The sequence below is a fragment of the Streptomyces sp. NPDC032198 genome (genome assembly GCF_040636975.1).
In the GTDB taxonomy this organism is placed as follows: domain Bacteria; phylum Actinomycetota; class Actinomycetes; order Streptomycetales; family Streptomycetaceae; genus Streptomyces.
In genome coordinates, this window is the sequence record NZ_JBEZVL010000015.1 from 39,159 (window position 1) to 53,924 (window position 14,766).

Annotated in this window: 10 protein-coding genes; 8 read left to right on the plus strand and 2 right to left on the minus strand. The window is 64.9% G+C overall.

Annotation, left to right across the window (positions count from 1 at the left end; translation table 11 throughout):
* Nucleotides 1–4: 4 nt before the first annotated feature.
* Nucleotides 5–1,294 carry a radical SAM protein gene (locus tag AB0E78_RS33405; RefSeq protein WP_361840636.1) on the minus strand — a complete coding sequence of 430 codons (1,290 nt, stop codon included), beginning with the start codon at nt 1,292–1,294 and terminating at the stop codon, nt 5–7.
* Nucleotides 1,295–2,287: 993 nt separating this feature from the next.
* On the opposite strand from AB0E78_RS33405, the gene AB0E78_RS33410 reads away from it, so the two are divergent.
* Genes AB0E78_RS33410 through AB0E78_RS33425 form a run of 4 tightly spaced genes read left to right on the plus strand, consistent with a single transcriptional unit; the run spans nt 2,288 to nt 5,691 of the window.
* Nucleotides 2,288–3,499, plus strand: a complete 1,212-nt coding sequence (locus tag AB0E78_RS33410; protein WP_361840639.1) for a cupin domain-containing protein — start codon at nt 2,288–2,290, stop codon at nt 3,497–3,499.
* A complete protein-coding gene (locus AB0E78_RS33415; protein WP_361840642.1) occupies nt 3,433–4,287 on the plus strand; it encodes an aldo/keto reductase in 855 nt (284 codons plus the stop codon). Before AB0E78_RS33410 ends, AB0E78_RS33415 begins: the two co-directional genes overlap by 67 nt.
* Nucleotides 4,284–5,135, plus strand: a complete 852-nt coding sequence (locus AB0E78_RS33420; protein WP_361840644.1) for a hypothetical protein — start codon at nt 4,284–4,286, stop codon at nt 5,133–5,135. The genes AB0E78_RS33415 and AB0E78_RS33420 overlap by 4 nt, the downstream gene beginning before the upstream one ends.
* Before the next feature lies 1 nt (nt 5,136).
* Complete coding sequence (locus AB0E78_RS33425; protein WP_361840647.1) at nt 5,137–5,691, plus strand: HD domain-containing protein; 555 nt, start codon at nt 5,137–5,139, stop codon at nt 5,689–5,691.
* A gap of 190 nt (nt 5,692–5,881) precedes the next feature.
* Here AB0E78_RS33425 and AB0E78_RS33430 read toward each other — a convergent pair whose 3' ends face one another.
* Nucleotides 5,882–7,318 carry a HEPN domain-containing protein gene (locus tag AB0E78_RS33430; protein WP_361840648.1) on the minus strand — a complete coding sequence of 479 codons (1,437 nt, stop codon included), beginning with the start codon at nt 7,316–7,318 and terminating at the stop codon, nt 5,882–5,884.
* Nucleotides 7,319–8,144: 826 nt separating this feature from the next.
* Between AB0E78_RS33430 and AB0E78_RS33435 the strand changes: the two genes are divergently transcribed.
* From AB0E78_RS33435 to AB0E78_RS33450, 4 genes are all read left to right on the plus strand, one after another.
* A complete protein-coding gene (locus AB0E78_RS33435; protein WP_361840650.1) occupies nt 8,145–8,474 on the plus strand; it encodes a trypco2 family protein in 330 nt (109 codons plus the stop codon).
* Between the two features lie 106 nt (nt 8,475–8,580).
* Complete coding sequence (locus tag AB0E78_RS33440; protein ID WP_361840653.1) at nt 8,581–11,316, plus strand: hypothetical protein; 2,736 nt, start codon at nt 8,581–8,583, stop codon at nt 11,314–11,316.
* A 681-nt stretch (nt 11,317–11,997) separates the two neighbouring features.
* The gene (locus AB0E78_RS33445) at nt 11,998–13,107 is read left to right on the plus strand and encodes a hypothetical protein (protein WP_361840655.1); all 1,110 of its coding nucleotides are present in this window, start codon (nt 11,998–12,000) and stop codon (nt 13,105–13,107) included.
* A 423-nt stretch (nt 13,108–13,530) separates the two neighbouring features.
* Complete coding sequence (locus tag AB0E78_RS33450) at nt 13,531–14,763, plus strand: helix-turn-helix transcriptional regulator (RefSeq protein ID WP_361840658.1); 1,233 nt, start codon at nt 13,531–13,533, stop codon at nt 14,761–14,763.
* Nucleotides 14,764–14,766 lie beyond the last annotated feature (3 nt).

The following is a 14,766-nucleotide window of genomic DNA, read 5'->3' on the forward strand; positions in this document are numbered from 1 at the left end:
GCGGTCAGCCCCCGACCGAGTAGGCGCCGCCGTCTACCAAGTCGGTCACGTGGTCCTCCAGCCGATCGATACCGTCGGCCGCCACGACGCTCTTGGCCTCCGCCAGAAGCCGGTTGGAGCGGTTCTTGAACGGGTCGCACACCTTCGGGCAGATCACGGGCAGCCTGCCGCGCAACTGCCGGCGTATCTCCCCCTCCCAGACCGTGGCGAACGACTGCTCCAAGGCACTGCCGTAACTGAAACCGCCCGGGCGGGGGTGGTAGTTGCACGGGTACAGGCAGCCGTCGGAGCCCACCGCGGCCATCAGATCGGTGATCGAGCAAGTCGAGCACGACCGGGCCATCTCGCCTGTCTGGCCGACCCGGTGGATCTCGAACAGCCGAAAAGCCTCCGTTTCGAGCTCCCGGCGGATCCGTTCGATCAACTGGGCAGCGTGACGTGCTTGGTCAGGATCCAGCGGACGCTGACCGGAATTGTCCTGCTTCAAGCGCAAGCTGTCGGCGCCTGCGGCACGGATAAGCCCGGCTGCCGTATGCACCTCGTGGTAGTTCTCCGGATACATGACGAAGGACGTGTTGATCTCCACGTCAGAGCCAGTCTCAGCACGCCGCTGGACAAGCCGTGCCAAATTGGCAAGGGCCCGCTCGAACATGACCTTGCCAGCCGGCCGGCCGCCGTACTTCAGCTGGGCGTAGGTCTCCGGTGTTCCCGCATCGATGCTTATGTGCACATATCCGGCTGGGAGCAGGGCTTCGATACACGCGTCATCCATCAGCACGGCGTTCGTGAAAATCCCGTAGCGAATGTCGCGCTCTGCCAAGAGACCGAATGCCGGGATCAACGCCGCGCGGGCGACGAGCGGTTCGCCGATCAACCCGGAGAACGACACGGCCTCCACCTTGAAGACCCCCGACTGGTCTTCGCCGTTCTGCCGGTAGGACCCCTTCACCTCGTAGTCGACGATGTCGCCAATGAGCTTGAGCATGTTCGCCGGGTTCGTCAGATGATCCGGGAGCCTATCCGCAGCACCCTTGGCCGCGTCGAGCATGACCAACTGCTCGCGCTCGTCGTCCCACAACTCGAGAGGAACATGGTCTCCGATGCACCAAGCGCATCGCAGGTTGCACCCGCTGGAGGGATGGATGAGTACTTCGTACGGTGGGACGATCGCTCCCTGCGACACCGCCGCGAAACGCGACCAGTGCCGTCGGAGCACGTCGAGTTCGTTGAAGCGGCCGGGTAGATCGCTACGTACGAACGGGGCAAGTGGATTTGCCTCTGGAACACTGACCATGCGTAAAACTCCCGAGCTTTGTCGGTTGCCGTCACGCGGGTAATAGCACGGCACTTTCAAGTGGTGGGCCAGACGACGGTCTTGGCGCTCACCAACGATCGCGGAACCGGGCGAGGTTGGCACATCGCTGCGGTGATATCACTCCAGTGATGAGACCCAAGTCCACCACTCCCGCGCGCAGCCGACAAGATTTCTCGATGAACCGTCAATGGCCTGGAGCCGCGAGTCCACAACTCAGCCCGCTCTAGGCGGTGCTGGCCGGATTCCGGACGCTGTCGCCTCCTCGGGCGGAACGGCGGAGCCTTGGACTAACAGTAGCTATTACAGCAGTAATATAGGGCCAGGTTGCCGGGCGCTACAATGCCAGAAGAGTCGTAACTGTTGGCCACTCAAGCTCCCGCCGAGTGGATTCAGAACCCTTCGAAGCGGGCCGCGTCTTAGAAGGGTCGGGTGGCGGTCTTCTGCGCAGTCAATTTATGCGCATTCTAATTCTGGTCACGTGTCGGAAAAGCGTGCGCGAAAACCTAGGTGAAGGGATCTGCGCGGTGGAAGATCCGCTTTGTGCTGGAAGCCCGGTTGAGGATGTCTCCACCAGAAAGGCCTCCGACCGCAACGTCTAGGACGCATCTGCACTCCGCCCCTGCGTGAGTCGATCCCCTACGGGCGTGGGGGCGGTTTCTGGCGCCTCGTGCGCCAGAGCGCACCACGTCCACGGAAACCCCCGTTGGGCGAATCGAAGAGGAAGGAGCACACCGTGCCCGAGAAAGCGTCGCCGCCCGACGGCGACCTCCTCGTTGCCGTGGAGGTGCTGGCCGGTGTTCATGACCGGCACGACAGCAGTGCCTCAGACCCTGGGCAGGGCTCGTCCGGTGACGGCCCCTGGCCTGGTGGCGATGGGCTGAACCACTCCGCATAACAGTCAGCTGGATGACTGGACGGAGGGGCCGTGTACGCGCGGTCCCTCCGTCGCCCGACTCGAGAAGGGACACGCTCATGGACCACCTTCTGCCGCGCGCCGTCGAGGAAGCCCTGGGATGGGACGGGCCCGGCCAGCTCGGTGTCCAGTTCGCCCAGGGAAGCCTCAGCGACACCGAACTGGTGCGGCGCTTGCTGACACCGGCTCGCTTGCTCGACGTGGTCATGCGCCGCAGCCTGGAGAACCCGCAGTTCCGGTGCTTCAAGGGCGGTGAGGAGCTGCACCCAGACGCGTACCTCAACCCCCAGGTCACACTCCGGGGCCAGACCATCCCGATGGCCAACATGCGCCGCCTGGGCAGCCTTCTGGACGAGGGTGCAACGGTGATCCTGGACCAGGTCAACACCTTCGACCCGACCATGGAAGTCGCCTGCCGAGCCATGCAGTGGTGGGCCCGCGAACACGTCCAAGTGAACGTCTACCTCACCACCAACGACGCCGCGGGCTTCGATCTGCACTGGGACGACCATGATGTGCTGATCATCCAGCTCGACGGCGAGAAGGAGTGGGAAGTCCGCGGTACGTCCCGCCCAGTGCCGATGTTCCGTGACGCCGAGCGGAACAACACCCCCAGCGAGGACATCGTGTGGACGGGCACGATGAAGGCCGGCGACGTCATGCACATTCCGCGTGGCTACTGGCACAAGGCCACTCGCTTAGGTCGAGGCGATGGGCAGAGCCTCCATATGACACTTGGCTTCGCCAAGCGAACCGGCGTGAGCTGGCTGACCTGGCTCGCCGACTGGTCCAGGGAGAAGGAGCTCTTCCGGTACGACATTGACCGCTGGGGCGGCTCAGAGCGGCAGGAATCGCAGCATCGCGAACTGGCCCAGAAGGCAGCGGAATTGGTTTCGACGCGAGGCGCGGCTGAGTTCTTGGCTCTGCGGGAGCAGGAAGCCATAGCCTCTCGCCACGTGCCGTACCTGAACATTCTCGGCCCGCTCGAAGCCGTCGTCTGCATCACCGAGTTCCCTCCCCACATCGGGGAGAACTCCGAGAGCGTCACCGTGCTGGGTGCAGGCAAGAAGCTCACCTTCGCCGCCAAGGCCGCACCCGCCCTGCGCCTGCTGCTGAGCGGCAACCCGGTACGCCTCGATGAGGCCGCACGCGCTGTGGGCCCGGAGGCCGAGCAAGTGGCAAAGATCCTTACCAGGGAGGGACTGTGCGCGAGCCTGACCCCGGAGTTGTCCTTGGGTTACACCGGTCTCGTTACGAACGCCATCTCCTGACCGGCGCTCTCGACCTCGGAATTCGCGCCATCGACACCAGCTTCAATTACCTGGGGTTCCGCGCTCACGAAGTCCTTGCGAAGGTGGCCGGTGATGTCCTCGGGCAGTTCCGACTCGCCACGAAGGTTGGCTACTTCCCGGCAGCGGGCCGTTCGGCACACTCCCTGGCCCCCGGCCGTCTGCGTACCGCGATCGAGCAGACGAACCGCGACTTGGGCCGCACGCCGGATCTCGTCTTCCTTCACAACCCCGAGGACTCGCTGCACGGCGAGCCTGCTCACGCCCGTGTGACCTTGGCCAACGCCTGCAACGCACTTCAGGAAGCGACGGCTGAAGGGCTGTGCCGTGCATGGGGAGTTGCATCCTGGAAACCCTCTCTTCTCCTCACTGCAGTCGACCTCACAGCACCGAGGCCGTCTGTTCTGATGACCCGTGCCGGGCTCCTGGTCGGATTGGAGACCCTCGACGCCTCGGACGCCCTGGCAGGCATTTGGGACATCCGTGAGGCAAATCGATGGGGCATGAGTCCCTTCGGTGGAAACGCCACAGACCAGATATGGACTGAATTCGACCCACGCATCTTTCTGGAAGAGCCCCCGAGCCAACTCTCACGTCTTCAGGCAGCGTTCCGGGCCGCCTACAGCCTTCCCAAGGTCAGCACAGTCGCGGTCGGCTCGGACAACCTGGCTCACCTGCGAGAGCTTGTCGAAGCCCTACGCTACGAGGTCGACACCGACAAGGTCCTGAACTACCGCGGGCTCCTCCGCGGCCGAGGAGTAGCCACATGACGCCCATCGCGTCCGCCGTATCGACAGTCGACCTCCGCAAGCAGCCGGTCGACGCGGTTCTCGAACGCGTGGAGCGGTCCCTGCAGGCCCGCCTGGACCGTTCCACAGTGGTGCGAAAGAGACGTTCCGTCGGCGCCAGGACGGACCGCGATACGTGGGTACGCATTGAGCGGCGCCCGCTCGACAAGATCGGCGACCAGGGGTGGAACGGCACCGAGAGCGCGGCCCGACTGACCGATGTCATCCAACCCGCCTGGCATCAGTGTGCGGTCTGGCGCGATCCGCACGACGAGGCGATGTGGCGGGCCGACGAGACCGACCTCCTCCCCGGAGCAGCCGTCGGCACCAGCGTGCTGGCCGAAGACCCAAAGCTGTCAGACGAGTGGTGGCAGTCCCTCAACGCCTCGCTGGACGCACTCGCCGCGCACCGCACCGCACGCATCGCAAGCCCGGACACCGTGACCATCACTCAAGAACTGGTGACCAAGACCATCCAAGGCGTCTTCCCCGACGCCACCGATACGATCACAGAACACTGGCAACCAGCTCACGCGGATCTGAACTGGGCCAACATGACAGCTCCCCAATTCTGTCTCTTCGACTGGGAAGACTGGGGGATGGCCCCCCGTGGACTCGACGCCGCGTCCTTGTGGGGCAACTCCCTCGCCGTACCCGCACTCGCCGACCGCGTACGCCAAGAGCGACGCCACGACCTCGAAAGCCGGGACGGGAAGGTAATGACGCTCTTCATCTGCGCGAAAATCCTCACCCCAGACGCGCACCCCGAAGATCCACGCCTCGAACCCGCCCGCCATACCGCGGATTGGATCAACCGTGACGGTAGTTGACGTGAAGCAGGCTCACGAACTGGCGGCCAACCTGCTGCAGGAGAGCCTGCCACGAAGATGGGCGCACACGCAGGGCGTGGCCGCCTGCGCTCGACGACTCGCCGTTGCCGTCGAGGGAGAGGCTTCGCTGCTCGAAGCGGCCGCCGTCCTGCACGACATCGGCTATGCGCCTCCGCTTGTCGCCACGGGGTTCCATCCCCTTGACGGTGCGCGATACCTACGCGATGCCCAGGTCATAGACAGCCGCGTCGTGAGGCTTGTAGCCAACCACTCCTTCGCCTTGCTGGAAGCGGAGGAACGCCATCTCCACACGGAACTGGCCAGCGAATTTCCCCTACTCGACGATACGTTGCTCGTTGATGCGCTGGTGTATTGCGACATGACCACTACACCGGACGGGGAGAGCGCAACGTCCGAAGAGCGCGTGGCCGAGATCCTGTGCCGCTACGGGGCGGACAGCGTGGTGGGGCGGTTCATCCGGCGCGCCGCGCCCGAGATCCATGCCAGTGTGGCCCGGGTGCGGGCGGCGGCGGACGCCGCGGGCGTGATGCTCTGAACTTGTTACCCCAGATATGGGTAGGGGCCGGCCAGGTAGCGGCCGATCTACTCGTGCATGCTGGGATAGATATCGAGGGTGCCGAGGCTGACCGGATGGACCCAACGGACTCGGTCTGCCTCGTAGTTGATGGTGGCCTTGCCGCCAACGGCGCGTCCAATATAGGAACCCGGCCCCCAGCAGACGGTGCTTACCTAGCCCGTGTCTTGACAGAATCCGGAAACCACTCAGGGAAGCCCTTCTTCACCAGGGCGCCTACGTTCTCCCGTTCCCAGTGGTAGTCCAGCGACCGGCGGCACTCGGCCTCGGTGAACCCGAGCCGGCGAAGTAGAACGGCCTCGGCGAGAAGAAGGGCTGAGGAAAGCATCCCCACCATCTGGTCCACGGTCGTCTTCGAGGACAGTACGTGGCCGAGCTCGTTGCGGACATCGCGAAGCTTCCGGAACCACTTGTCGTGGTCCCCCAAAACGCCAACCATCACCTCCCCGGCTTCTTGCAGCAACTCCTGAATCCGGAAGGCGTAGCTCTTACGGTGCGCATTCCCGATGACGTCCCTCAGCCACTCGTGGTGCTCTGGGCAGTTCTCTTGTACGGCCGCAAGGATTGCAGTGTTTCGGGCTCGATCGTTGGCAGTCCTTTCCTCCAGCTGTGGATTAAGTCCGCGGTGCAGACCTTCGACCGCTGAAGCGATCGTGAACAGCTGCTGTTGCAGGTAGCCGTCGGAGTCAGAGCGGAGAGAGAAGATCAGATCGCAGACGCCTGACAAGCGTGCTTGCAGCTCGAACCAGCTGGGCACCAAGTCCCCGAAGTCGATGTCTGGCGGGTAGCCGTTGCTGTTCATCCCGAATCGCATGTGCGGGCGGACCACTGGCCGCTCGACCTGATCCTGATCGGGCCTCCGGCGCCGAACGGAGTGCGCGGTCAACTCCCAAGCCAGGACGTCACCGTCGTCGTTGCCCACCAGAAGGTCGAGCGCCTTGCTGTGAAAGCCAGCGGCCAGGGTAAGCAGTTGTTCAAGCGGACGGACGAACTGGTACTCCAGCTCGTTGAGTGGAACTCGTTCGTCGAGCCGAAGCTCGATCACCTCGTGGCTGTTGAACCCTGCATCCGCCAGCCGATTGAAGTGCGACCTCCAGGTTCTGCCCAGAACGATCTCGCAACCGGGGACCGATGCCGTCAGATTCGCTAGATCGTCGACTACCTGCAGCGATTCGGGCGGGCCCGCCTCCCAGTTGTACGGCGACCGGTTGACCCATTCGTCCAGATAGGTCAGACGCAGGGAGGCCCGGTTAAACCGGACGGCTTCTTCTCGCAGGTGGGAGTCGCCGATCAGCACTGTGCCCACGATCAAACGCCGATGGAGCACTCGGTGCTCGCCCTTACCGGCTGCGGGGGCGTCAGTCTGCACGTTCGTAAGGAGTGTCAGCTTGGTGCCCATGCTGAGGCCGTGGATCACAGGAGGCTCGAAAGGTTCCGAGGCGCCACCTGCGTGCGACGAAGCTCGGTCGTACAGTTCAAGCTCCGGATAATGGGGGCCCACCGTCAGTGTGCCGTTCAGCACCTGATCTGGCCGCTCAGGCAGCCACCACTCGCCCATGTACGTCGTCTGCTGTTTCCGGTTCGCCATCTGCCAAGCCTAGGCGGGTGCGATGAGCCTCCCCGGTGATCCCACCCGCTGTCTCGGGCATCGAACAGCCCTTTCGGGCCCTCACCCGTCGTCCAGACCCGCGCGTCCAGTCCACCCAAGTCCGGAAGCTAGGCCTCCGTCTCGGTGAACTCCTTGCACTCCAGGACATGCCGCAGTTCTCGTGCGAGTTCCAGGCGGACGTCCTCCACCTTGGGCTCGATGCTGGATGCGCTCACTGCTCTTGGCTGGTGACTAGGTGGTTGATGTACAGCAGGCCCCCACCACAACGAGCAGCCCAAGGTCGTGCGCTTCCGGCGCAGGCGAGAGCCATTCGGAGCGACAGCCCTCCCGATGTTCGTGGGCTTTCAGCGACTCGAACTGCTGGCGGATCTCGCCATCGTCCGAGGGGGCTTGATGTCTGGGAGGAAGAAGCACCGCAGCAGAGGTAGGGCCGGGTCGCGGATCTGAAGCTGGCCAAACGCCAGATGGCGGGTATGGCCGGCCTCCGGCTACTCCGCAAGCGTGGCAACCTCGTCGCCCACTCCCGCCGCAGCCGCCAACGGCCCGCCAACGACGATCTCTGGACGATCGCCGGCTACGGAAACCTGGCTCTCGCCAGAGCCAGGCCCCGTTCCCATCGGGGATGGCTTCGTACGACAAGGCGGTGGGTAGGAGTTCTGGTTGCGTGCGTGCAGCAGGAGTGACCAGTGCACTCGTACCAGCCTGAAACGAAGCCGGGCGCTGCGTAGCCATTCCTTCTACTGTGCGTGATTCTAGTAGGACGCAACGTGGATGCGGCACCGGGGCGGGGGCTCGAGGGGGCGTCATGGAGATCGAGTTGGCGGACGCAGTGGCAGTGCTGCGCGATGAATTGCTGGACGCAGCCGCCCGGGGCTCCAGCCAGGAGATCGCGTTCAAGGTCGGCCCGATCGAGTTGGAGTTCGCAGTCGAACTCCGTACGGACGCGAAGGCCAAGGCAGGCTTCAAGGTATGGGTGGTCTCAGGCGACGTGGAGGCTGCAGTTGCACGCGGCCGCACGCACCGGGTGAAGGTGGCGCTCACGCCGCAGCGGCCGAACGGCGGCGACATCCTGATCCGCGGCACCGATCGGAGGCCGCCAGGCCCAGGGAACCTCACTGGCCGGATTGACGACTGACCGCCCTGCCCGTGAACGGGCGGGTACCGGATGAGTATCGGGGGTGGGGATGGATCGGCAGCGTGTGGTGGCTGTGGCTGGCCCGAAGGGGCCGGGGTCGGGGTACGTGATCGCGTCGCGGCTGGTGCTTACTTCCGCCCACGTCGTATCCGAAGAAGACTCCGACATCCAGCTGTTCCGGCCAGGCCAACCGCAGATGTACACCGCATTGGTCGTCTGGCGTGGTGAGCCAGGCGGTAGGGACGACGCCGCCCTGCTCCGCGTCGACGACCCGGCCTGGGACCCGCCGGGATTGCAGATCCGGTGGGGGCGGCTGGTCACGGACCGGCCAGGAACGCCCTGTGAGACCTGGGGTGTCCCGGAAGTGGTGCAGCGGCCCGAGCGGCCGATAGACACGCTGCACCCCTCGGGCAGCATCAACCCTGGGGATCGGTTCGTCGGCAATCGCTACGTGATGAACCTCAACCAGCACCCGCCCGCACCGACCCAGGACGGCACCTCTCCCTGGAGCGGCCTATCGGGGGCAGCACTGTTCTGCACCGACCTGCTCACTGGAGTCATCGCCAGCGATCCGGCGAAACTTGCGCATGCCCGCCTGGAGGCCGTGCCTGCCTATGTCCTGCTACACAACCCGCGGTTCCGCAGGGCGCTGGCCGAGCACGGCTCTGACACCGGCAGCACGCTCGAACCTGTCGAGTGGCAGCATCTCGCCGAAACTACCGACGTCCTCGCCAGTGATTCCTGGATTCCCTCCCCGTCCGCGCTGCTGCGAGCCCGGCACGCTGTGGTGCCCTTTCACGGACGAACCGCCCTGTTGAATGAACTCCGCGCCTGGGCCGCCCTACCGGGTATCGGCGCTTGCCTGCTCCACGGGCCGGCTGGGCAGGGCAAGACCCGGCTCGCCCATCACTTCGCAGACCAGCTGGCCAACGGCCGTTGGGCTGTACTGTGGCTGCGCTCCTCCGACACCGACAATGCGGCTTTGGAGGTGCTGGCGGCGTCCGCAGTCCCCGCGCTCGTCGTGGTCGACCAAGCCGACGCCCGCGCCGGTCAGCTCGCCATTGTGCTCGAAGCCTTGATCCGGCGCACCCCGGCAACGCCGGTGAAACTGCTGTTGCTGGCCCGCACCGCTGATGAGTGGTGGAACACTCTCCGGACTGGCAACCCGCTCATCGAGCAGATCCTGAACCAGGCCCCGGTCACGGCCCTGACTGCGCTCGCACCCGACCCCACAACTCGCGCGCAGGTCTACCAGCAGGCTGTCGACAGCTTCGCCCGGCATCTGCCCCGGGTACGCAGCTGGCAACACCACGATTGGACCATCCTCGCCAGCCGCCTCCCCGCCCCCGGCCCCGACCGGCCCGGGCTGGATGTCGCACTGACGCTCCACGCGACCGCGCTGACCGACCTGCTGGACACCGCCATGGCCCACAACGAGGCGGAAGTACAGCGCCTCCGAATCCAGGCGCACGCCCAGACGGGTCGAGGTGGATTGCGCAGCGCACCCACGCGGCGCCTCCGGACCACCGACCTGGCCTCACCCGACCCACTGATCGCCGTGCCGACGGCCCTCGCCATCGTGCAGTCAGGGCAAGTCGACGCGGCAGCCGTGATCGACCTGCCCGCCCGCCAGCAAATGACCAGCTCCGCCCTTCGATACGTCCTTGCCAGCGACCCGGAACGCTCAGCCGCACTGCTGCTCCCGCGGATCGCGGCTGCCAACGACTCCTGGCAACCGGCCGTGGCCGCCACCAATCTGTTATCCCCGGCGCACCACCCCTTCACCACTGAGCAACTGTGCGAGATGGCGACCGAAGACGCGCAGTACGACGCGGCACGGATGGCCATCCAAGGCCTGGGCCTGATCGGGGCAACAACCGCAGCGTGGGATGCCGTCGAATGCGCACAGCAGGACGACGACGCCTTCGACAAACTCTCTGACTACACCTCAAGAGCTCTCGCGCGAATGTTCCACCGGCCGGGACCAGAATCCGCCCCGGTGGACAGCCAAGTCCTCGAAACCTACGGCCGGTTCATCACCAGTCACCACCAGCAGGAAGACCGCCTGAACCTGCCCTACGTCTATGAGATCTTCAGGTGGCTCGGCCCGGCCCACGCCGATCCGCTCCTGCAACGATGGCTCCCAGCAGCACACGAGCGCCTGGTCGACCTGGCGGCGACCGCGCTGGGACGGATACGCCTGGACCGTGCCTGCCGCCCCCTCGCCGAGCGGGCCACACAGGTTACCAACCACACGAGCCAGACCATCTGCGAAGCCCTGGGCTACATCGCAACCCCCCAGGCTATCGAAATGCTCCTGGCCCGAACCACCGGCCAGCTAAGCAACGCCGCATACCAAGCCTTGGCCATCTGCCTGGACCGCACCGCCGAGGAGGACTTCGTGCCTCTGGTCGAAGAGCTGCTGCGACGCGACGACCTCGAACACTGCCGGTGGCGCGTCTACCGCGCTATCGGCCTGCGCCTGGTCCCGGAACTGCTGCCACACCTCCAGACCGGCATAAACTCCCCTGCACCGTTCGAGCGTGCTGTAGCCGCTCTGGCCCTCGCCCGGGCCGAAGGAACCACCGCACTCCCACGTCTGCTCCAGATCCAGCAGCAGACGTCGAGCCCAGGTCAGGAACTGCTCGTCCTCCTGGCGCTATTGCACGCCACCCGTGACGAGAACTTGGTAACTGACCTCGCGATCCCCCTGGGCGACCAAGGCTGGCAGCTTGAAGACGCCCTCTACGACGACGCCATCCAAACCCTCCGCGAGGCTGGCGGCAAAACCGGCCACACACTGGCCGACTGCACGACCTGGATCCGCGATGCCGCCCGCTGACCCCCTCGGGAGCCAGCCAAATCGCTTGGAGCCCTGCAGCGCGGCGCTGGTTTCGCCTGGTCAGTCAGTCCGTCGATCTGCTCAGCGAATGTGACCTTTGAGCAGGCGGGGTTCTCGCGGTATAGGCGGCGGACCGACAGATCGATCGCACCGGACGCTCGCGGACCGCCTCGTCGCGACAGGCCGCACATAGCGGCTGTGTCCCAGTCGAAGGCCTGGCACAACCGGTGCACGCAACCGGCCCCGCCCGGGGCCGTGCAGGGATCACCACCATCTCTCCGCGACACTTGACCGAACTGATCTCCACAGAAGCAAGCCGCGATGACAGCTTCAACGCGTGGTCAGGCACGGGCAGCATCTCGCCGGAGCAGCGGGATGCCACGGCCCAGCGAGAGCGATCAACGGCTACGAAAATCTTGTATGAGCCCACCTCGTTCTCAGAGAGCCCATAACCTGCAATGGCGTGCAACGTCTCGACTCGCGTCGGCGGTCACGCCCGTCGCAAGGGGCAGCGGCGTCTGGTAAGAGTCTCCGAGGCGGTTCCAACTGCGCGACAGGTGTCCCTCGGCGCCTCGCTCGGCCTACCCTGAACAGTAGCGGCCGGTTGCAACCCTGACTCACCAGAATCACGCCGAAGTTTGTCGGCTGCGTCGATTCGTCGAGCATCACCGGAGACAGACCATGGCAAGGAACTCCCGCGATCTGTTCACACCGGTTGCGCCATCACAGAAGCTTGACCCACGGTTCTTGAAGGTCGCTGAGGGCATTAGCCACGAGGCGGCCCGGACACTGATGAATACCCTTTTTGAGAACTTCCGCGACGTCGACGGTAACTTCGTCCGGGACTTTCAGACGACAGGGTTCTCCGCGCCGGTGTTCGAACTCGCGGTGTTCGCCTACATCGAGGAGTGGAACCTCCAGCTCGACCGCACTGCGCCATCGCCCGACTTCATGCTGCATGGTGACCAGCCTGTTGCGATCGAGGTCACTACCACAAACCCCGCCCAGGGTGCCCCACCAGATGGCACGCCGCCGCAGAGCTGGCTGCCCGGCGATCTCCCTTCCGCCGACCGGGAGTTCGTCTTCCAGCTCGGCAAGGCCCTACGTCGCAAGCTGGTACACCGCGACGCACAGGGGCAAGCCTACTGGGAGAAGCCCCATGTGGAAGGCGTTCCGTTCGTGATCGCCGTCGGAGCCTTCCACAACGCTCACGCCCAATTCCACCCCGACGGGTTGCTCGCCAGCTACCTCTACGGCATCGACCAGACATTCAGCCACGACGATGCCGGCAACCTCACCGTCGCCCAGCACGACGTTATCGAGCACCACTGGGCAACGAAGACGATCCCCAGCGCCTTGTTCAAGCTGCCCGAAGCAGCCAACCTCTCTGGTGTTCTGTTCAGCAACGCCCACACCATTGCGAAATTCAACCGAATTGGAACCGAGCAGGGCCTTGGCAACGCCGAGACCGCACTCGTGCGCGTCGGCGCCTGTTACGACTACGTACCCAACTCGGCCACATCCAAAGGATTCGCATACGTCCTGGGTGACCGGCCCGAGGACGATCCGGAGACCTTCGCCGAAGGACTCCATCTGTTCATCAACCCATGGGCGAACGCGCCGCTTCGCCGCGAAATTCTACCCGAGATCGCTAGCTCCACCTTGCGGGAAAGTGATGGTCTCCTGGAGACAAAGTTCCCGACGGGTTCCGGCCCTTCGTCTCGAAGACGTTCGCTTTCGAGGGTCCGAACTCGGACGTCTTGGCTCGATACTTCCAGCAGGACTACTTAGGCCTCCTCAAACCAGGGTCGCCCAGCTTTGCCGAAATCATGCGGCGTATGGCGTCAGGGGCAACGGAAGTTCAACCTTAGTTGCTGGGGGCCCTGGGGAAATCTCGCCGGGCCCTTAGCAGTAACTGCATCCAAAATGCATCTGTATGGCTGTCTCGCACCCCTGGCTATCATGGTGACATTTCCCCTTCGTTGCGTCGCCACGCGAGTGGTTCCCAGGGTGTCGAGCATTTGCCCTGATGGCGGACGTGCAATGGTCTGGCTCCTCGTGGACTCGTTGGTAGCCGGACAGAGTGTCCGGCCCGTTCCGGGCCCGATAGCGGATTGTTGAGCACGGTACGACAGCCCGAATCACTTTCTGATCTCGAGTGTCTGCTCGGCCGCTAACGTAGATGGCGGACCAACCGTCAGAGAGGCAGCGCGCATGCGTGGTCTTGGGGATCACCTCAGCGTCGGAGAACGGATCGCGTTCTACCGCGAGCGCCGGGGCTATACGCAGCCTGTGCTCGCCGGGCTCGTCGGGCACAGCACCGACTGGCTCTCGAAGATCGAGCGAGGTGTGCGCAAGCCGCCGAGGATCGACAAGCTCGCCGAGCTCGCCCGTGTACTGCGGGTCCCGCTCGGCGACTTGCTCGGTCAGCCCGTCCTCCTGGAGAACGAGGCGAAGCACATGGACGACGTGCCAGCCGTCCGCGACGCGCTGATGAGCCCCCGGCGTCTCTCCAAGCTGCTGTTCGGTCCCACGGCGGAGCGGCAGTTGCCCCAGCCGGATCAGGCGCAGGTCGTCGTCGAACGCAGCTGGGATGACTACCAGGCCGGCGTTCTTGGGGATGTCATCGCCGCCCTGCCCGGTCTGCTCAGGACTGCCCAGGAGCTGGAAGACCTTCCGAGTGGCGATCAGCGCCGACGCGGCCTCGCCATCTCGGCTCGCACGCATCACCTGGCGGCGACCACCCTCGCCAAGGTCGGCGAGTCCGACCTGTCGTGGCTCGCCGCCGAGCGAGCCATGCGGGCCGCCGACGAATCCGAGGACCCGCTGTCGCTCGTGTCCGCAGCCCGCTCCGGTACGCACGCACTGCTGGCCAACGGGCGTTATGGGGACGCCCTCGAACTGGGCGATACCGCGGCTGCCTGGCTCGCCAGCCAGCTTCACAACGATGACCCGGCAGCCTTGAGCCTGCTCGGCATGATTCATCTGCGAGCAGCTGTGGCCGCCGCACGCCACCAGGACCGCCCCACCGCCAACTCCCTGCTGGAGAAGGCGAAACGACTCGCCGACCAGCTCGGCTCCGACGAGAACCACTGGCAGACGTGCTTCGGTCCCACAAACGTCGAACTGCACCGCCTCTCGATCGAGCTCGACCTGGAGAACATCCCGTACGTCGTCGAGCACGGCGACATCAACGTCTCCCACATGCCAGCGGAGCGCGCCGTGTCCCACCGCATCGACTACGCCCGCGGCCTCTGCCTCAGCGGTCGCGTCGACGAGTCCTTCAGCGAGCTGCGCGAGGCCGAACACACCTCGCCGCAGCTCGTACGGAACAATCCACGCGTACGCGAGACCCTTCGCGACCTGAGGAAACAGTCCCCGGTGACGGGAAGCAGCCACTCATCCGAGCTGCTAGCCATGGCCCAACGATGCAGGGCGGTGCAGTGAATT